This is a genomic window from Lactiplantibacillus xiangfangensis (genome assembly GCF_001438845.1).
GTDB classification, from domain to species: Bacteria; Bacillota; Bacilli; order Lactobacillales; family Lactobacillaceae; genus Lactiplantibacillus; species Lactiplantibacillus xiangfangensis.
Map to the genome: position 1 here is coordinate 1 of NZ_JQCL01000095.1, position 20,093 is coordinate 20,093.

Consider the following 20,093-nt stretch of genomic DNA (forward strand, 5'->3'; position numbering starts at 1 on the left):
TTACACAAAAATTGGGTGTTGATGGATTTCCATCAACACCCAATATTCTAGAGCCAAACTAATTAGTACTGAATGAAGAATCGTCACAGATTGTGACGGTTCTTTTTTTACCATCTAAAGGTTAAAAGTTAAGTTTAAGGATTAAGTACTGCTATATCAGTATCTAAACCAATAAAAATTAGTACTTGTAAGCTATTCCGGTTGCCACTGACGACATGCAGTCGTGGGACCGGGGCTAGCCTGGGGAGCGGTCTAGCCCCTCGCCCAGAACAACTGCAAAAGACGCAATTGTCCCGGACCGTCCGTGGTGTAGACCCGGCAAAAAGCGTCGCGTCAACACCACCTTCACGACCGATGCCATCAGTGGCAACCTCCGATCATCCGATGAAAGCAAGATTTATCATAGAAAACTTCTAGCTATGTTGAGGGTGCTGACAAATTTAACCGGTTTGTTTTAGACCAATTTTAGCGTAGACGGTAGAACCAGGTTACAGTGCGGGGCGACTTGAAAGACTTGTCCTTTGAGGCTTTCAAGCGAGGCGGAAGACCGTTGTTTGTCTGCAGCCGACCCCATGGCCCACTGATTCTGCCGGCGGAGCGCCGAAAATCTTCTGATGATATGCAGTGCTGTGGCAACGATTGAACTAGTTTTTAGCAAATTCAATCTTTAGTTGTCATCTGAATGCCGAGAGTGATAGATGTGCAATGGGGACGGAATAATTGTGAGTTATGCTCATACTCTTAGTTGACGAAATCGCTAATCTAGCCTAACATTTAAACAGCAACTCAAAGTAGAAGAGGTGACCGTTCGATGGAATTTACCATTAAGCCGCGCCGCGCGTTGATTGTGTACATGCATTCAATGAAGCAGGTACGGCAATTAAAGCGTTTTGGTATTATTCAGTACCAATCACGCAAGGGACGCTACGTCGTTTTATACATGGACGAAGCGGAGGTCCCAGCAATGACAGCAAAAATTAATAAGTTAAACTTTGTCCGTAAAGTCGAACCGTCATACCGGCCCGACGTGGCAATGAATTTTGGTGAACGGGTGGATAAAGGCTTCTTTAAGCCGGAATCAAACGCGTTCCCAATCGATGATGAAGATTAAGTTGGTGAAAGAATAATGCGAATCGTAGCAGGAGATTTTGGTGGCCGGCGACTGAAGGCAGTGCCGGGAATGCAGACTAGACCGACGACTGATAAGGTCAAAGAGGCGGTCTTTAATATTATTGGCCCGTACTTTGATGGTGGCCAGTCGTTGGACCTATTTGCGGGAAGTGGTGGCTTGAGTATTGAAGCCGTTTCACGTGGGGTTGACCATGCCGTATTGATTGATCGTCAATACCAGGCCATTAAAACGATTAAAGATAACATTACGGTCACTAAGGCGGCGGACCGCTTTGAAGTGATCAAAGGAGATGCTCAACGGGTCTTAGACCGATTAGCAACACAACAAGACCGGTTTGACCTAGTCTTTTTAGATCCACCCTATGCCAAGCAACAAATTGTAAAAGACATTACCCGTTGTGACGAATTAGGCTTATTGAACGAAGGGTGTCGGATCGTCTGTGAAACGGATGCCAATGCCCAACTACCAGAGACGTTGGCTGGGTTTAAACTGATTCGGCGTCAAGATTATGGTATTACAATCATTACGATTTACCAAAAAGTAGAAGCGGAGGCGTAAGTATGATTACGGCAGTATTCCCGGGAAGCTTTGATCCGGTGACCCGCGGCCATTTAGACTTGATTCAGCGGGCGAGTCGGTTAGTCGATCACTTGATCGTCGCGGTGATGGTCAATACGAGTAAACAACCACTGTTCACTAAGGATGAGAAAGTTGCAATGATCCAGGCCGAGGTACGTGATTTGCCAAATGTCACGGTCCAAGCAGCGGCCGGATTAACCGTTGATTTTATGACTAAGGTCGATGCGACTGTCCTGATCCGGGGCCTGCGCAATGAGCAGGATTTTGGTTATGAACGCGATATCGCGTGGATGAACAAATCACTCAATGACCAAATTGAGACGGTTTGTCTGATTGCACGGCCGCCGTATGCGTACTTCTCCTCTAGTTTGATCAAGGAAATCGCAAAGATGGGCGCCGATATTTCCGAATACGTCCCAACGGCGGTTGCCCAAAAATTGCACCAACGTTTTAAGGCGTAGCCTATGAGAAAATTTTTCAAGCACTATTGGGGCTGGCTAGTGGCCGTTGTCGTTATTTTAGGACTGTTTTGGATTCCCTTGCCCTATTACGTAGAAGGTCCTGGCAGTGCCGATAATTTGAAAGCTTTTGTGACGGTGAAACAGCATCCCGATAAACGGAAGGGTAAGTTTATGCTAACGTCGGTTGGCCTTGCACCAGCGCGACCAATTACGTGGCTCTATGCGCAGCTCAACCCGCACTACGACGTCGTCAGCGATGAAGAAGTAAACGGTGGGCAGGATAGTGCTACTTATGACCGGGTTCAAACTTTTTACATGCAAAGTGCGATCAATGAAGCGATTGCGACTGCGTATGGGGCGGCGCATCAGACTTACCATAAAACTTATCAAGGGATTTACGTCCTAACTGTGCAGTCGAATTCTAAGTTTAAAAACAAGATTAAAGTTGGCGATACCATCACGAAGGTGAATGGGAAGCACTTTGCGAATGCGCAGGGATACCAGCGATACATTGCGAGTCGCGGTGTGGGCAAATCTATCACCGTTACGTATCAACATGCCGGCAAGATGAAACGGGCGACAGCCCCATTAATTAAGTTGAGTACGCACCGTGCGGGAATCGGGATTGGATTGACCGATAACGTTAAAGTGACGACCAAGATTCCAGTCAAAGTTGATCCGGGCGAAATTGGTGGCCCGTCCGCGGGCTTAATGTTCAGCTTGCAAATTTACCAGCAACTGACCGACCATAATTTACGGCACGGACAAAAAATTGCTGGGACGGGGACAATCAATCCGGACGGTTCCGTTGGTGAAATTGGTGGGATCGATAAGAAGATTATTGCGGCTAAAGAAGCAGGTGCAACCATTTTCTTTGCGCCATACGTCAAACCAACGAAGACCATTTTAGCCTTGGAAGCCGATCATCAGACCAACTACCAGATGGCAAAGGCGACGGCCAAAAAGTATGCCCCAAAAATGCGGGTTGTACCGGTAACGTCGTTTAAACAGGCCGTTCATTATTTAGAAACGCACTAAAAGATTGTGACGAGAGTCCAATCTTTTTTTCGTGGGTTTAACTTCCGGTTAGCGTAACTAATAAGTAACAGGGGGTAGTTGCGATGAAGGAAGAAATTTGGCAATGGATCAAGGTGCACCCACGGTTAGCAGTGACGGGCATCGTCAGCATTCTATTCGTCATAGGTGGTTGGTGGACAGTGAGCCAGTTGCGTGCACCCGTGGCAGCGTCACCGGTGGCACTCACGAGTACCAGCAGTAGCCAGTCAGGAATAGCGGCAAAGGAACGGTCTGGGTCTCCTAAAAGCACATTAATGAGCAGTGGTCAGTCCCGTTCATCAGGACCGCTATACGTCGATGTGAAGGGGGCCGTTAAAAAGCCCGGGGTTTATCAGGTACAGGCAACGATGCGGGTGGCCGACGTGATTGCGTTGGCACAGGGATTGCAGCCACAAGCGGACCAGCAACAGGTGAATTTAGCGGCTAAAGTGACGGACCAGCAGGTGATTTACGTTCCTGTAAAAGGCGAATCACACGTGGCATTACCGAACCCGGGGTCAACTGGGCCGGCAACTTCTTCAAGCACGGTACCGTCTAAAGCGCACATGACCAGTCAAACGAGTCAGGGCCCCATTAACATCAACTCAGCTGACGTGACGGCTTTTCAGTCCATTAAAGGGATTGGACAAAAAAAGGCGCAAAAAATCATTGATTATCGGCAGCAGCACGGGCCGTTTAAGAGCATTGATGATTTAAAAAATATTTCGGGTTTTGGGGCAAAAACGATTGCAAAGTTTAAGGACCAACTCACCGTCTAGTACCTAGCTGCACAATTTGGTATACTACTGTCATTGAAAGTGAGGCAATCAGAATGAAGGATCAACGAATTCCATGGGATCAATATTTCATGATGCAAGCGGTTTTATTATCGACACGAAGTACCTGCGAGCGACTCTCGGTCGGCGCAACGATCGTACGCGACAAACGAATTATTGCGGGCGGATATAACGGTTCCGTTTCCGGGGACGTTCATTGTATTGACGAGGGCTGTTACTTAGTTGATGGTCATTGTATGCGCACGATCCATGCAGAAATGAATGCAATCTTGCAGTGTGCAAAATTTGGCGCGGCCACGGATGGTGCTGAGATTTACGTGACCGACTTTCCATGTTTGCAGTGTACAAAAATGTTACTACAGGCTGGGATTCAAAAGATTCATTACTTACGCAACTATCACAACGACGACTATGCAATGTCACTGATCAAACGAAAGAACGTTGCGCTACAACAAGTTAAATTTGATCAAGCCGACCTTGATAAGCTTGGGTTAGATCAGATTTTACTTAGCAACCACTAAGAATGCGTGCACCGTTTTTCGCCGCAATTGCCGTTGGCCTGTTAAGTAGTTGGTTAGTTGGGCAGCAATGGATTGCAGCGGTGTTATTAGGACTCTGGTTGCTACGAATCGTTTTCTTAAAAGACCGGCGTTGCTTAATACTGACGTTGGTTTTGTTGGTTGGTATTGGGGGCTGGTTAGCGTGGCGCAATCAACAATTTGCGCAAATCAGTCGGGAACGGCCACGAACTGCTACGCTTCAGCTGGCCGTTCAACCGGATGCCGTTAATGCTCGGGGTGGTCAGTATCAATTAGTAGGCACTTCGGTGCGTTATGGCAAACTAATTGTTTATGGCAAGTTAGCGTCTGCGGCCCAGAAGCATCAGTTGGAACAGCTCAAGCAGCGGACTAACTGGCGAGTGACCGGAACGTTATCAGCCGTGGCACCGCCAACGAATCCGGGCCAGTTCAACGCACCGAACTATTACCGGGGACAAGGGATTTATCGGCAATATACGGTCACCAATCTGGGTGGCATGACGGTAGCACCCCGGACCGGTCTAATCAGCGTTGTCGATAAAATCCATCAGTGGCGGGCTGGTTTTGCCCGGGCTTGTCAGCGACTGCCGCCAACGTTACGGTTGTACGCGACGAGTCTGTTGATTGGCATGCGTCCGGCTAATTTCCACACGGCGATGGCTGGTGTCCAACAGTTAGGCTTATTGCACCTATTTAGTTTATCGGGAATGCACGTCGTCTTATTTTTAAGCCTTTTACGGTGGGGATTGATTCGGTTGCGACTGAGCCTGCCAACCATTGATTGGTGGTTATTAAGCTGGTTACCGGCTTACCTTGTTTTGGGTGGTGGGGCCGACAGTTTACAACGCGCAGTGGTGACGGCTGGGTTACCCATCATTTGGCAACATTTAACGCATCAGCGTCAGGCGGCGCTGGTGGGCTGGAGCTGGGCACTCATTATTGGAATTATTCATAATCCGTTGGTCTTGTTACAGTTGGGCGGTCAGCTGAGCTATGGGCTAGCATTGTTGCTAATGGTTGGACCAAAGCAGTCGGTGTGGCGCCTAGCAGGCTGGGTTCAGGTGATCAGCTTGCCCGTGTTATTAGTTGCAACTGCGCAGTGGCATTTGTTGACAATCGCCGTTAACTTGCTCGTGGCCCCGTTATTTAGTTGGGTGTTACTACCAGTTACGATGATGGGGGCTAGTCTGGGATTGATACTGCCTGGATTGGCGCTGTGGTGTGATGGACTACTGGCTGGGTTTCAACGGTTCATTGACGCGGTCGCCGGTCTACCGGGGTTACTGATTATTGGGCAACCATCCGCGTTATGGGCATGGGGGCTCGGCTTGCTAAGTTTATGGGCCTTGAGAACCCCTTGTAAACGTGGATTTACGCGGTTGCTAGTGGCCTATGGAAGCTGTATATTGAGTCTTCACTTTCCGTTGCGGGGTGCCGTTCAGTTTATTGACGTTGGTCAGGGCGATTCCATCTTGATTCGGCAGCCGTTCAATCGGAGCGTGAGTCTAATTGATACGGGCGGCCGGTTGAAATTTCCAGTGCCTAGTTGGCAGGCGGATGGAACCGTTAGCCGACCGCGAGTCGAAACGATCACCGTTAATTATTTGCACCGGTTAGGAATTACGCACCTTGATACGGTTTATTTATCCCATAAAGACGTTGATCATATCGGTGATCTTGGCGCGCTCTTAGCCCTAATGCCGGTTAGGCGCGTTGTTGTACCGGCTGGAATGGCAAAATTACCTAAGTTTCAGCAATTATTGAAACCAGCGCTCCGACCGCCACAAGTTGTGGAAGCGTTGGCGGGGATGCAATTTGAAGATGGTTTAACCGCAGTCCATCCGTTTCATCCGGGTAAAGCGGAAAATGAAGATTCACTGGTGTTAACGGGAGTCTTTGGGCAACGACGCTTCATGTTCAGCGGTGATTTGGACCGGGCGGGTGAGCGCGCCATCGCAACTCGCTATCCGCAAATGCACGTGGACGTGTTAAAATTGGGACACCATGGTAGTAAAACGGCTTCTGATCCCCAAGCGTTGCGACAATTAGGCGTCAAAATGGGGATCTTGTCGGTTGGTCGGCATAACCGGTACGGGCATCCAAACCAGGAAACGTTGGATACGCTGCGCACACAACGGATTCAAACCTATTCAACGGCGCTGCAAGGAATGATCACGTACCAGTTTGGTGGTGGACAGCCGGGAAGCTGGCAAACATTTTTGAAAGAAGGTAATTTATATCAACGCACAACAAGCCCTGAAAGCAATTTATAAGCGAAATTTAGCGTCCATTTACGTGGTTTTAGGGACTGTAGATTACCTTGCGGATCAACTAAAACAAGCGTTGTTACAGTTGATCCCTACGGAAGAGCGCACGATGAATGTCGGCAGTTATGATATGGAGACGACGCCGGTCGCGGTCGCATTGGACGATGCGATGTCGGCACCGTTCTTTGGTGAACGGCGGCTAGTATTTGTGAACCATCCGTATTTCTTAACTGGCGAAATGAAAAAGACAAAGGTTGATCACGACTTGGAGTCGTTACAACGTTATTTTGAGCATCCCGAACCGAGTACGATTTTAGTCTTGATGGCACCGTATGAAAAACTAGACGCGCGTAAGAAACTTGTTAAGACGTTGAAGAAGAACGCCACGATAATTGACGTCAATCAAGTCTCCGAACGAGAAACGCAGGAATACGTTCAAGACGCATTAAAGGCCAAACAAATTTCAATTGATGCGGACGCCTTACAAGAATTGTTTAACCGCACGGACGGCCAACTGGGATTGATTATGGGGCAGCTACCCAAACTAATGATTTATGCGGCCCAGTCACAGCGTATCGAGTTAGCTGCGGTTGAAGCGTTGGTGACCAAGTCATTGACGCAAAACGTTTTTGACTTAGTCAACGACGTTTTACGATATCAAACGAAGGCTGCGGTGGAGTTGTACCATGAGCTGGTCGCTTCTCAAGAAGCACCGCTAAAAATTAATGCGATTTTACTCGGACAGTTTCGTTTGCTACTACAAGTGAAAATCTTAGCTCGGGCTGGATATAGTCAGGGGAGCTTGGCCAGCACGCTAAAGGTCCATCCGTATCGGGTTAAGCTAGCGATGCAAATGGTACGACATTTTGACCAACCGGCGTTACGGGCTGCTTATTTAGGTTTACTGCAGACGGAGGTCCAAATGAAGACGACGCAGCGGGACCCTGAACTCTTATTTGAACTTTTTATGGTCCAATTCGTTAATGATCGGCGTGCGGTGGTGACACGATAGCTGAAATTGGGTAAAAATAACAAAAAAGCTGGTTCAGAAGTTTTTTCACTTCTAAATCAGCTTTTTTATTAATTAAGGGTACAAAAAAACTCCGTCGCGATGCTCGGGAGTTAAATGACATTACTTAGCGTAACGTGCGGCCATACGTGACTTGTCACGTGCAGCTTTGTTGCGCTTGATAAGACCCTTGGTAGCAGCCTTGTCAACAGCACTTACAGCGGCGATGTATAAATCATCGACGTTGTCGGCACCGGCAGTTTTAGCATTTTCGAATTTTTTAACAGCAGTCCGCATTGCACTCATTTGTGCAGTGTTCCGGACATTTGCTTTATTGTTTGTTTTCACGCGTTCAATAGCGGATTTGATAATTGGCATCAGATTCACCTCCATCATTTTTTCAACAAATGCTATTATACATAAGCCCCGGCTTGAATGCAACAGTTATGTGTAAAGTAATTTATCTTGATATGCGTTTGGGGTTGATTTTTGGGGACTAGTTTGCTAAACTATCTTAAGTGTTCAGCAACCCTTTACTTAGTTTATCGCGCACCACCAACGACTTACTCAGTTTAGGGCAATTATTTGAAAGGTGGTTGATACACATGGCAATTTCACGCGAAAAGAAGACGGAACTTATTAATAAGTTTGGCCGTCACGAAGGCGACACTGGTTCAGTTGAAGTTCAAGTTGCAGTTTTAACTGAAGACATCAACGAATTAAACGAACATTTACGTGTTCACAAGAAGGACTTCCACTCACAACGTGGGTTAATGAAGAAAATCGGTCATCGTCGTAACTTGTTAGCATATCTTCGTAAAGAAGACGTTAACCGTTACCGTGACTTGATCCAAAGTCTTGGGCTTCGTCGTTAATATTGAAATCGAGAGAACTGCCTTCGGGTGGTTCTTTTTTTTTACATTTTTAACCATTACTAAAAAATTACATAAACTACATCAAGACCAAACGGTTGTTCGCTATACTGAACGAGAATTAGCAGAAAGTAGGGAACAGGGATGCAAATAACTCGTTCATTAACACGGAATTTTCGGATTCTTTGGTTTGGTAGTTTAGTTACTGATTTGGGCAATGCAATGACGTTGCCCTTCATTGTGTTGTATATTCAAACGCTGGGGTCGTTTACCACGGCGCAACTAAATGTATTGGGGGCCGCGGCGTTTGCCATTACCTATGCGTGCAAAGCACTAGTCGCACCGTTATGGGGACGACTGGCGGATCAGAAGGGGCGCAAACTGATGTGTCTACGGGCGTCCGGTGTGATGACCTTTACGATTTTAGGCGTGGGCCTTGCACCAAATGTGACGACACTATTGGTTTTGCGGGCACTCCAAGGGGCGTTTTCGGGCTATATTAATAATGCTAATGCGCTGATTTCGTTAACGGCACCACCCGCTAAGCGCGGACAAATGCTCAGTAAACTTGTGACTGGCAGTATTAGTGGGACATTAATGGGACCGTTGCTGGGTAGTGTGCTTGCCAGCACGGTGGGTTATCGGGGGGCCTTTTTTGTGACGAGTGCACTAATGGGACTTGTTTTTGTCATGACTTGGATTGGGGTTGAAGAACGAGTCACCGTAATCAGTCCCACCGCGTTGCCACCATTAGGACCAGTGTTACGTCAATTGGGTGTGCCATTTTTGACGGCCTTATTTACATCGTTACTAGTGATTCAGGCAACCACGAACGCCGTGACGCCCTTACTAAGTCTATTTGTCGCGCAACTAGTGCCACAGTCACAGTTAGTCGTTCTAATGACCGGAATCGTTGCGGCCACACCGGGAATTGCGACGATTTTAATGGCTGGCCGGGTCGGTCGTTTGATAGACCGACTAGGGGCTGAGCGGTGCCTACTAATCTTTTTCGGCTTAGCAATCGTTGATTTAGCCCTGACGAGTTTTGTACATAACGTTGGTCAACTGATTGCCTGTCGCTTAATTTTGGGTGTCGCTGATGCCGCCTTACTACCAGCCATTCAAGTGATTACGGTCGAACGGGTGCCGCGGGAAACCTTTGGACGAATCTTTAGCTTGAACCAGTCAGCCCAAGCTTGTGGAAATGTTTTAGGTCCGGGCTTAGCAGTGCTAGTAGCCAATGCTTGGGGCTACCAACCGATTTTCTTAGTGACGGCGGTGTTAGAACTGGTTGCTTTAGGGTTATGGGGGCGTTATTTTTTACGTCACCGGGAGCACGAGTAGGCAATGGGGCGTACGGAAATGGTTCAACTATTGCTTTATATAAAAATGTGGTAAACTGGGGAGAGTTACTTAATCGGTTCAGGTACGTAGGTACTTGTAAAACTTAATATATAGAGGAGTTTTTAATTCATGAATTTTGAAAACGTTGACTTAATGACTGCCATGGTGACCCCGTTTGATGACCAACAACAATTAGACGATGACCGGCTAAAGAGTTTAATTGAGCACTTACTCGCACACGGGACTCAGGGACTAATCGTTGGCGGAACCACTGGTGAGGCCCCAACTTTATCTGAAACTGAAAAGTTGGACTTACTAAAAAAGACGGCTAAAATTGTTGCCGGACGGGTGCCAATTGTTGCTGGGACGGGTTCTAATAGTACCGCGGCAACGATTGCATTCACTAAAAGAGTCAGTCAAATTGAAGGCATCGACGCGGCTTTAGTCGTTGTGCCTTACTACAACAAGCCAGACCAGGCCGGAATGATTGCTCACTTTACGGCGGTTGCAGACCAGGGTGGCCTTCCAGTGATTATTTATAATATCCCGGGACGGGTCATCGTCAAGATGGAAGTCAAGACCGTTTTAACACTGGCGCAAAATCCAAATATCATCGGGATTAAGCAATGTGCTTCGATGGAAGAATTTGGCGCGATTGTTGAAAATGCACCGGCAGACTTTTTAGTTTACACCGGTGAAGATGCGCAGAGCCTGGCTGCTAAAGAAATTGGTGGGGCCGGCGTGATTTCCGTGGCTAGTCACTTATACGGTGATGAAATGACGGCGATGTATCAAGCCGTTGCCAAGGGTGATATCGCGACTGCAGCTCGTTACCAACGGGATCTGACACCCAAAATGAGCGCACTCTTTAGTGCACCATCACCATCGCCAGTAAAAGCGGCCCTGAACCATCTTGGCCAACCCGTGGGTGATCCACGGTTACCGATCTTACCTTTAAACGCTGAACAAAGTAAACAGTTGTATATGACTTTAAATATTTAATGAATCAAGGTGAAATAATTGAGCTCTAAAATACAAATTACCCCCTTTGGTGGGGTTCGTGAAAATGGAAAAAATATGTACGCCGTGGAAATTGATGATGACATTTACATCTTAGACTGCGGTTTGAAATACCCGGAAAATGAACTATTAGGAATCGATATTGTGATCCCTGACTTCAGTTATTTGCGGGAAAATGCTGACCGAATCGTCGGGGTCTTCTTGACTCATGGCCATGCGGATGCAATTGGGGCGTTACCATACTTCTTAAATGAGTTTAACGTGCCCGTTTTTGGTTCAGAATTAACGATTGAATTGGCCAAGATCCAATTACAAAAGGATCCGAAGGCAAAGAAGTTTAACGACTTTCACATTGTTAACGAAAAGACCGAAATTGATTTTGGCAATGTCACGGCTTCGTTCTTCCGGACAACGCATTCGATCCCTGATTCAATGGGAATTGTCTTACAAACTGATGCGGGTTCGATTGTTTACACGGGTGACTTCAAGTTTGACCCGACCGCAGAGGGTGACTATCAGACCGATTTTGCACGCTTAGCTGAAATTGGTTCTAAGCACGTATTGGCGCTATTAAGTGATTCAGCCAATGCTGAAAACTTTGACCAACCAGTTAGTGAACGTGAAATTGCCTCTTACGTGTTAGAGACTTTCAAGTATCATCCCGGTCGGATTATTGTAGCTTCAGTTGCATCAAACATTTTGCGTATTCAGCAAGTGTTAGACGCAGCGGCCAAGGCTGGGCGCAAAGTGGCGCTAATGCCAGGTGACGTGGAAAGCATTATTAACACGGCGATTAAGTTAGGCAAGTTACGGATGCCTGAAGACGTCGTGGTTCCACTTAAGTCGATTGACAGCCTTGAACCAAACCAAGTAGTCATTTTACAAACGGGCCGAATGGGTGAACCCATCAAGGCATTACAACGGATGTCCAACAAGCAAGAGGGCAAAGTTAATATTGAAAAGGGCGACTTAGTCTTCATTACGACGACGCCGTCACACTCAATGGAAACGGTCGTCGCTAAGACCCGGGATATGATTTACCGGGCCGGTGCCGACGTCAAAGCCATTGCGGATGAAATGAATTCGTCTGGTCACGCTACAAAGCGCGATTTACAAATGATGATGAATTTGATGAAGCCAGAGTACTTTATTCCAATTCAAGGTGAATACCGCTTATTGGACGCACACGCGGCGTTTGCAAAAGAAGTCGGCATTCCTGAAGACCACATTTTTATTGCTGCTAAGGGTGACCAACTCACGTACGATGGCGACAATATGCATTTGTCCGGCTCAATTGAAGTTGGCGATACCATGATTGATGGGATCGGTGTCGGTGACATCGGAAACATCGTTTTACGGGATCGGAAGATCTTATCTGAAGACGGGATTTTTGTTGCGGTTGTGACAATTGACCGGAAGAAGAAGAAAATTATTTCAACGCCAAAAATCACTTCCCGGGGCTTTGTATACGTTAAAACGAGCAAAGACCTCATGCAAGAAAGCGCTGAACTGGTTAAAGAAACGGTTCAATCTAACTTGGACAACAAAGAGTTTGATTGGGGCCATTTAAAGCAAGCAGTTCGTGAAAAGTTGAACCACTACTTGTGGGATCAAACGAAGCGCCATCCCGTGATTTTGCCGGTTATCATGGAAGTTAACCAGCATCATCGGCGGCATAAAAAAGCAAAAACAGCGGAAACTGGAACCGAAAAACAAGCTTAGTTAAAAGGTCGGGTTAGTTCCCGGCTTTTTTGCTAGGAAAAAATTGATAGGGGGCTTACGAGTGTCATTAGCAGAAACCCGTACCGCGGCGGAAAAAGCAACCGCAACTGAAAAATGGTCAGAGGCAGCGAGCTTATGGGAAACGGTCTATCAAGCTGAACAGACGGCGGACAACAATTACCAGTTGGTGACGGCCTTAGTTGCCGATGAGCAATTTTTGGCAGCTAGCACCACCGCGGCGGAATTTGAACAGACGTATCTTAAAACGGATCAAGCAGCTGACCTGTACTTGACGGCACTACTGAAGAGTCATCAGTTTATTCCGGCACATATCCTGCTCAATGCTCGTCAGGTGAGTTCTTGGACGCACGGTGCTCAGAATCGAATTCAAGCCGCAGAAAATCAAGCTGAGCAGACCATGGCAACCACTTTGGACACGACGATGCGCCAGTTTTATCATTTATCCGATCAACCAGTCGGTGCGCAGACAGAACGATTACAGGCTGCTAAACATTTAACTTACGGGAAATATTTAACTGCGGCTAAGTTTTTATTAGTCGATCCGTTTTTGCATCAACTTTCACGGGTAGAAGTGCTCTATACGCTCTGCGCAATGGGGGTGCCTGACGAAGTAACGATGCAAACGTTTGATGAACAACGGGTCACGGTTGTGCCGGCAACCTTACCCGCAATGGGGGAAGATGCAACTAGTCTAGCGGTACAACAAGTCTTAACGGAAATGATTGGGCAAGATGACCCGACACTATACGCGGGGCTTCAGGCGCTGTTATCTTTACAGTTGATGTTTCTCTATCCGCAAATTGAGCGGGTTATTTTGGATGCGGAAGTATGGGTCAAGGTTTTTGTTGGGTTACAAACGGGCCAACTTTCTGAAAATAATAATCCACAAACTTCACGAATCGTTGCGGTACAACAAAAAATCCAGCAAATGATCCAAGATTTGCAAAAATAAGTGTAAGCAATAAGCTTTTGCTTACAAAAATTCATTTTTTTGGATAATATCTGTTTACAAATCCTAGCCGTCTATATATAATGTTTAAGGATTCCTAGTGATGGGTGCGTGATTTGGCCTTTTTACTGGGATGTAGTATAATATTAACTAAAGAATTGTCGGGACATTTTTTGTCCTGACACAATTCTTGCGAAAATCACAGGAGGTTTCATTAATGGCAAAAGAACATTATGAAAGAACAAAACCCCATGTAAACATTGGTACTATTGGCCACGTTGACCATGGGAAAACTACGTTGACTGCTGCAATCACTAAGGTATTGGCTTCAAAGGGCTTAGCTAAAGAACAAGACTTCGCCTCAATCGATGCTGCACCTGAAGAACGTGAACGTGGTATTACTATCAACACTGCCCACGTTGAATATGAAACTGAAAAGCGTCATTACGCTCATATCGATGCCCCAGGACATGCTGACTACGTTAAGAACATGATCACTGGTGCCGCTCAAATGGACGGTGCTATCTTGGTTGTTGCCGCAACTGATGGTCCTATGCCACAAACGCGTGAACATATCCTTTTGGCTCGCCAAGTTGGTGTTGACTACATCGTTGTCTTCTTAAACAAGACTGATCTTGTTGACGATGACGAATTAGTTGACTTGGTTGAAATGGAAGTTCGTGAATTACTTTCAGAATACGATTTCCCTGGTGACGATATTCCTGTTATCCGTGGTTCAGCTCTTAAAGCTCTTGAAGGCGACCCAGAACAAGAAAAGGTTATCTTACACTTAATGGATGTTGTTGATGAATATATCCCAACTCCAGTTCGTGATACTGAAAAGCCATTCTTGATGCCAGTTGAAGATGTTTTCTCAATCACTGGTCGTGGTACCGTTGCTTCTGGCCGTATTGACCGTGGGACTGTTAAAGTCGGTGACGAAGTTGAAATCGTCGGTTTACATGAAGACGTTTTGAAGTCAACTGTTACTGGTCTTGAAATGTTCCGTAAGACGCTTGACTTAGGTGAAGCCGGAGACAACATTGGTGCGTTATTACGTGGTGTTAACCGTGAACAAGTTGTTCGTGGCCAAGTTTTAGCTAAGCCAGGTTCGATCCAAACCCATAAGAAGTTCAAGGGTGAAGTTTATATCTTGAGCAAAGAAGAAGGTGGCCGTCATACGCCATTCTTCTCAAACTACCGTCCACAATTCTACTTCCACACCACTGATATCACTGGTGTTATCGAATTGCCAGATGGCGTTGAAATGGTTATGCCTGGTGACAACGTAACGTTCACTGTTGAATTAATCCAACCAGCCGCTATCGAAAAGGGAACTAAGTTCACTGTTCGTGAAGGTGGCCATACTGTTGGTGCCGGTGTCGTTTCTGAAATTGATGACTAATCTCTAACTGATTTTCATTGATTCACTTTAAGAGACTTGGAAGCTTGCTTCCGAGTCTCTTTTTTTAAGAAAGTTCACAATAAAACGCCTAAGCATACGCTTTTTTAGCTGATTTGGTTTACTTTATGGAATTGATAGGTTAAAATTGACAAGTATGCAATTGACATGAATTGTTGAAAATATTAATGTTTCGGAGGGAATACAATGGCTGCAAAGTGGGAAAAGAAGGAAGGCAACCAAGGCGAATTAACGTTCGAAATTGGTGCTGATAAGATCAAAGAAGGTATTGACAAAGCCTTCCAACAGACTAAAAAGAATTTAAACGTTCCTGGATTCCGTAAGGGTAAGGTTCCACGTCAAATCTTTAATCAAATGTATGGTGAAGAAGCACTTTACCAAGATGCATTGAACATCGTGCTCCCAGAAGCATATGAACAAGCCATTAAAGATACTGAAATCGAACCAGTTGATCAACCTAAGATCGATGTTGACAGCATGGAAAAGGGTCAGCCTTGGGTATTAAAAGCCGTTGTTACGGTTAAGCCTGAAGTTAAACTTGGCGAATACAAGGGCCTTAGTGTAACGCGTCAGAACACTCGTGTTTACGCTAAAGACGTTGATGCCGAATTAGAATCACGTCGCGAAAAGCAAGCTGAATTAGTTCTTAAAGAAGACCAACCAGCTGCTAAGGGCGACACGGTTGTTATTGACTTCAAAGGTTTCGTCGATGGCGAACCATTTGAAGGCGGCGAATCAGAAAACTACTCCCTTGAATTGGGCTCAAACTCATTCATCCCTGGCTTTGAAGACCAATTAGTTGGTGTTAAAGCTGGCGAAGAAACTGAAGTTAAGGTAACCTTCCCTAAGGATTACCAAGCTGAAGACTTACAAGACAAGGAAGCTACTTTCAAGGTTACGGTTCACGAAGTTAAGACTAAGGAACTCCCTGAATTAGACGACGAATTTGCAAAGGACGTTGACGAAGACGTTGACACCCTTGAAGAATTAAAAGCTAAGATCAAGGACGAACTTAAGGACCAAAAGGAAAAGGCTGCCCATGACGCTATTGAAGACGAAGCTTTAAACCAAGCCGTTGACAATGCTGAAATCCAAGCTATTCCTGATGCCATGAAGGAAGACGATATTCATCGTCAAATGGACCAATACTTGGCTAACATGCAACAACAAGGTATCGATCCTAAGACTTACTACAAGTTAACTGGTACTTCTGAAGATGACTTGCACAAGCAATTTGCTGCTGATGCAGACCACCGTGTAAAGACTAACTTGGTCTTAGAAGCAGTTGTCGAAGCTGAAAACATCAAGCCTTCTAAGGATGAACTTGATGCCGAAGTTAAAGACTTAGCTGGCCAATACAACATGGAAGAAAGTGCCGTTCGCGGTGCCTTAACTGATGACATGTTGTCACATGACATTGCCATTCGCCAAGCCGTTGATTTGATCAGCGACTCAGCAAAGCAAAATGCCAAGGCTGACGATAAAAAAGAAGACAGCAAAGACTAATTTTTAAAAATTAGATCGTGATTGTTTGTCACGAAAGGTCTGGGTGCTTACAAAGTGCTCAGGCCTTTTTTTGTGGACATTGCGAAGTAGAGGGTAATATGGATGTTATTTTATTATTAATTGTTATTTGGTTCGCTGGCTCACTACGGTATCGTACGGCCGGCCCGACGGCGACTGACTTGGATCGGGGTACCACCACGACCATTAACGGTCTATTTATCTTACTGGTGCTATTTGGTCATTTTATGACGTTTATTCAAATGCCGAGTGAATTTGCTAGGGTGACCCGGCTTTGGATGGCCGTTAAAGGGCAACTCATTGTAACGACGTTTCTGTTCTTTTCGGGTTACGGTCTAAGTATCCAGTACCAAAAACGGGGTCCCCAGTATTTAAAAACGTTTCCGAAGCACCGATTTTTATTTTTATGGGGGAAGTTTGCCGTTGCAATCACGTTGTACGCCATTGTAGCGTGGTTACGGGGGAAGCACTATTCGTCATGGCACCTTTTGGGAAGTTATTTAGGACTCACGACGATTGGCAACAGCGCATGGTACGTCTTCACCATCTTGCTCATGTACTTAATCTCGTACGTCGCTTGGCGGCTCTTGCCGCAAAACTGCTGGGGCGCAATTGGGATAATGGCTTTGGGTAGTGTGCTATACATCGTCATTGCTAGTGCCTTTTTACCGGAGTACTATTTCTGTACCGTCTTTTGCTACGTGGCGGGGGTGGTCTACGGCTACTATAAAATTCGGTTGGAAAATAGAATCTGCCGTAACTGGATCACGTATTTATCAGTGGGGTTAATAACCGTGCTAGGGTTTGCCGCGAGTTACGTACTGTGCGCAAACAGTATTGGTCTACGCCGTGACGTTAGCTATCAAATTGCGGCTATCCTGTTTGCGTTTTGTTTTGTCTTACTAGCCATGAGCTTTTCTATCCATAACCGCGTGTTGGCCTATCTTGGTGGACCGGCCTTATTTGCCATTTACGTTTTGCAACGGTTGCCGATGATCTGGTTGCAAAATACTTGGTTAGCAAAGCAACCAGTTCTTTATTTTAGTGGCGTATTAATTTTAACCGTTATATTAGGGTGGTTGTTTGACCAAGGCTTTAACCGTGGGTGGAAGCATCTTGTCCTGCGACGTGCTTAAAAGCATTTTGAGCGTTAGTCTGGGAATCACTCCGGCAAAGGTTGGTTCGCTTATATCGGTAACTTTATGAACAAATCGTTTCTGATTTTCAGGGGACCATGTTATAGTAATGAACGAAGCAATCGGGGCAACGCTGGTTTTGGCCCCGGTTTTCTGTTATGATTAATCCATGTAAGTACACATCGATGAGGTGAGAATGAATGTTTGAAAATACCGAGACAAACGGTCCTGTTAACTGCTCATTTTGTGGTAAATCACAAGATCAAGTTAAAAAGATTGTGGCTGGCCCCGGCGTTTATATCTGTAATGAATGTATCGATTTATGCAAGGAAATTATCGATGAAGAGTTTAGTGAAGAACGCTCACACGAATTAACAGATATTCCAACGCCAAAGGAAATTGTAGACGAATTGGACCAATATGTTATCGGTCAAAATGAAGCCAAGCGGACGTTATCCGTTGCGGTTTATAACCACTACAAGCGTGTTAAAGCGATGACTGACGACGAAGGTCAGAATGATGATGGTCCTGAGTTACAAAAGAGTAACATCAGTTTAGTTGGACCAACTGGTTCTGGGAAGACTTTCTTAGCCCAAAGCTTAGCACGGATTCTAGACGTGCCATTCGCCATTGCGGATGCGACCACGTTGACCGAAGCTGGTTACGTTGGTGAAGACGTTGAAAACATTTTATTAAAGCTATTACAAAATGCGGACTACGACGTTGAACGTGCCGAAAAAGGCATTATCTATATTGATGAAATTGATAAGATTGCTAAGAAGAGCGAAAATGTTTCGATTACTCGCGACGTTTCTGGTGAAGGGGTCCAACAAGCCCTCTTGAAGATCTTGGAAGGCACGATTGCTAACGTTCCACCACAGGGTGGCCGTAAGCATCCGCAACAAGAATTCATCCAGATAGATACGACCAACATCCTGTTTATCGTTGGTGGTGCGTTTGATGGTATCGAAGAGATCGTTAAACGGCGCTTAGGCGATAAGACCATTGGCTTTGGGACTGATACCGATGGTAAGAACGCCGTCTTAGATGATTCTAAGAGTTTGATGCAACAAGTTGTTCCCGAAGATCTTTTACAATTTGGGTTAATTCCTGAATTTATCGGTCGGTTACCAATTTTGACCGCCCTAGAACGGTTAACGGAAGACGATTTGGTCCGCATCTTAACTGAACCCAAGAACGCGCTTGTTAAGCAGTATCAACGTTTAATCGCGTTGGATAATGCGGAACTTGACTTCAAGAAGGACGCCTTACGTGCAATTGCGCAAGAAGCCTTAGCACGTAATACTGGTGCTCGGGGGCTACGTTCAATCATTGAAGACACGATGCGTGATATCATGTTTGATATTCCAAGTCGTGAAGACGTCAAAAAAGTGATTATCACCCGGGATACGGTTGAAAATCACGCTGAGCCTGAATTGGTCTTAGAAGATCAAAAGGCCTCATAAATTCGTTGATTTTTTAACACAGATTAAAATAATTGTTCAGGACCGCAGTGCGTTAGCATTCGCGGTCCTGACTGCTGTTTAGCGCCTAATTTGACTAGCGTTGAATTTGAGCGGATGACCAGCGACGCTTACTAGAAGTGTGTTAGAATAGGACCAGATTATCAGATAAGGGAGTTATTTTGATGGAAGTGCATAACGTTGAACTTGTTATGAGCGCAGTAGCGCCAAGTCAGTACCCAACGACCGGTTTTCCGGAGGTTGCATTAGCGGGGCGCTCTAACGTGGGGAAATCATCACTGATTAACGTGTTGATCAACCGCAATAGCTATGCGCGGACGTCGAGTCAGCCTGGCAAGACCCAAACCTTGAACTTTTATAAAGTTGAAGAACAGCTGTACTTTGTCGACGTACCGGGCTACGGCTATGCGAAGGTTTCTAAGAAGGACCGCGAAAAGTGGGGCCAGATGATTGAAACCTACCTGACTAGCCGTGATACGCTTCGAGGAGTGGTGATTCTGGTCGATGCGCGCCACGCACCAACTAAGGATGACGTCGCAATGTATGAATGGATGCGGTATTATAAGATGCCGCTGTTAGTGGTCGCCACTAAGAGTGATAAGATTCCACGGGGCAAGTGGAACAAGCAAGAGAGTTTGATTAAAAAAACGCTTAATTTCCAAGCCGACGACGACTTTATTGCCTTTTCAGCAAAAACTAAAGCGGGTAAGGATGCCGTTTGGCAATGGATTGAAGCACATACTGTAGGAGGCCACTAG

General features: G+C 45.9%; 19 protein-coding genes. 18 read left to right on the plus strand and 1 reads right to left on the minus strand.

Features of this window, described 5'->3' with window-relative positions; genetic code table 11:
* Nucleotides 1–811 precede the first annotated feature (811 nt).
* The 8 genes from IV64_RS11775 (at nt 812) to holA (ending at nt 7,843) form a co-directional block, all read left to right on the plus strand.
* Nucleotides 812–1,111, plus strand: coding sequence for a YlbG family protein (locus IV64_RS11775; RefSeq protein WP_057707432.1), 300 nt, complete (start codon nt 812–814; stop codon nt 1,109–1,111).
* A 15-nt stretch (nt 1,112–1,126) separates the two neighbouring features.
* Entirely contained in the window at nt 1,127–1,690 is a 564-nt protein-coding gene (gene rsmD / locus IV64_RS11780) for a 16S rRNA (guanine(966)-N(2))-methyltransferase RsmD (RefSeq protein ID WP_057707433.1), read from the plus strand.
* A gap of 2 nt (nt 1,691–1,692) precedes the next feature.
* Nucleotides 1,693–2,172, plus strand: a complete 480-nt coding sequence (gene coaD, locus IV64_RS11785; RefSeq protein WP_057707434.1) for a pantetheine-phosphate adenylyltransferase — start codon at nt 1,693–1,695, stop codon at nt 2,170–2,172.
* 3 nt (nt 2,173–2,175) lie between these two features.
* Entirely contained in the window at nt 2,176–3,210 is a 1,035-nt protein-coding gene (locus IV64_RS11790; protein ID WP_057707435.1) for a SepM family pheromone-processing serine protease, read from the plus strand.
* A gap of 83 nt (nt 3,211–3,293) precedes the next feature.
* Nucleotides 3,294–4,007, plus strand: a complete 714-nt coding sequence (locus IV64_RS11795; RefSeq protein ID WP_057707436.1) for a ComEA family DNA-binding protein — start codon at nt 3,294–3,296, stop codon at nt 4,005–4,007.
* 53 nt (nt 4,008–4,060) lie between these two features.
* Complete coding sequence (locus tag IV64_RS11800) at nt 4,061–4,546, plus strand: ComE operon protein 2 (protein WP_057707437.1); 486 nt, start codon at nt 4,061–4,063, stop codon at nt 4,544–4,546.
* A gap of 2 nt (nt 4,547–4,548) precedes the next feature.
* Complete coding sequence (locus IV64_RS11805; protein ID WP_057707438.1) at nt 4,549–6,837, plus strand: DNA internalization-related competence protein ComEC/Rec2; 2,289 nt, start codon at nt 4,549–4,551, stop codon at nt 6,835–6,837.
* The gene (gene holA / locus IV64_RS11810; RefSeq protein ID WP_057707439.1) at nt 6,803–7,843 is read left to right on the plus strand and encodes a DNA polymerase III subunit delta; all 1,041 of its coding nucleotides are present in this window, start codon (nt 6,803–6,805) and stop codon (nt 7,841–7,843) included. The genes IV64_RS11805 and holA overlap by 35 nt, the downstream gene beginning before the upstream one ends.
* Before the next feature lie 120 nt (nt 7,844–7,963).
* Here holA and rpsT read toward each other — a convergent pair whose 3' ends face one another.
* On the minus strand, nt 7,964–8,218 hold the full coding sequence (rpsT, locus tag IV64_RS11815) for a 30S ribosomal protein S20 (protein WP_057707440.1): 255 nt from the start codon (nt 8,216–8,218) through the stop codon (nt 7,964–7,966).
* A 227-nt stretch (nt 8,219–8,445) separates the two neighbouring features.
* Here rpsT and rpsO point away from each other — a divergent pair, with 227 nt between their 5' ends.
* The 10 genes from rpsO (at nt 8,446) to yihA (ending at nt 20,093) form a co-directional block, all read left to right on the plus strand.
* A complete protein-coding gene (rpsO, locus tag IV64_RS11820; RefSeq protein WP_057707441.1) occupies nt 8,446–8,715 on the plus strand; it encodes a 30S ribosomal protein S15 in 270 nt (89 codons plus the stop codon).
* Nucleotides 8,716–8,856: 141 nt separating this feature from the next.
* Nucleotides 8,857–10,056, plus strand: coding sequence for an MFS transporter (locus IV64_RS11825; RefSeq protein ID WP_057707442.1), 1,200 nt, complete (start codon nt 8,857–8,859; stop codon nt 10,054–10,056).
* 129 nt (nt 10,057–10,185) lie between these two features.
* Entirely contained in the window at nt 10,186–11,058 is an 873-nt protein-coding gene (dapA, locus tag IV64_RS11830) for a 4-hydroxy-tetrahydrodipicolinate synthase (RefSeq protein WP_057707443.1), read from the plus strand.
* An 18-nt stretch (nt 11,059–11,076) separates the two neighbouring features.
* Nucleotides 11,077–12,798 (plus strand): ribonuclease J, encoded by a 1,722-nt coding sequence (locus IV64_RS11835; protein WP_057707444.1) that lies wholly within the window; start codon nt 11,077–11,079, stop codon nt 12,796–12,798.
* Nucleotides 12,799–12,859: 61 nt separating this feature from the next.
* Entirely contained in the window at nt 12,860–13,771 is a 912-nt protein-coding gene (locus IV64_RS11840; RefSeq protein ID WP_057707445.1) for a hypothetical protein, read from the plus strand.
* A gap of 214 nt (nt 13,772–13,985) precedes the next feature.
* Entirely contained in the window at nt 13,986–15,173 is a 1,188-nt protein-coding gene (gene tuf / locus IV64_RS11845; protein WP_057707446.1) for an elongation factor Tu, read from the plus strand.
* Nucleotides 15,174–15,377: 204 nt separating this feature from the next.
* Nucleotides 15,378–16,697: a trigger factor gene (gene tig, locus IV64_RS11850; RefSeq protein ID WP_057707447.1), complete on the plus strand. Its 1,320-nt coding sequence runs from the start codon at nt 15,378–15,380 to the stop codon at nt 16,695–16,697.
* A gap of 98 nt (nt 16,698–16,795) precedes the next feature.
* Entirely contained in the window at nt 16,796–17,851 is a 1,056-nt protein-coding gene (locus tag IV64_RS11855) for an acyltransferase family protein (RefSeq protein WP_057707448.1), read from the plus strand.
* A gap of 200 nt (nt 17,852–18,051) precedes the next feature.
* A complete protein-coding gene (gene clpX / locus IV64_RS11860; RefSeq protein WP_057707449.1) occupies nt 18,052–19,317 on the plus strand; it encodes an ATP-dependent Clp protease ATP-binding subunit ClpX in 1,266 nt (421 codons plus the stop codon).
* Nucleotides 19,318–19,499: 182 nt separating this feature from the next.
* Nucleotides 19,500–20,093, plus strand: a complete 594-nt coding sequence (yihA, locus tag IV64_RS11865) for a ribosome biogenesis GTP-binding protein YihA/YsxC (protein ID WP_057707450.1) — start codon at nt 19,500–19,502, stop codon at nt 20,091–20,093.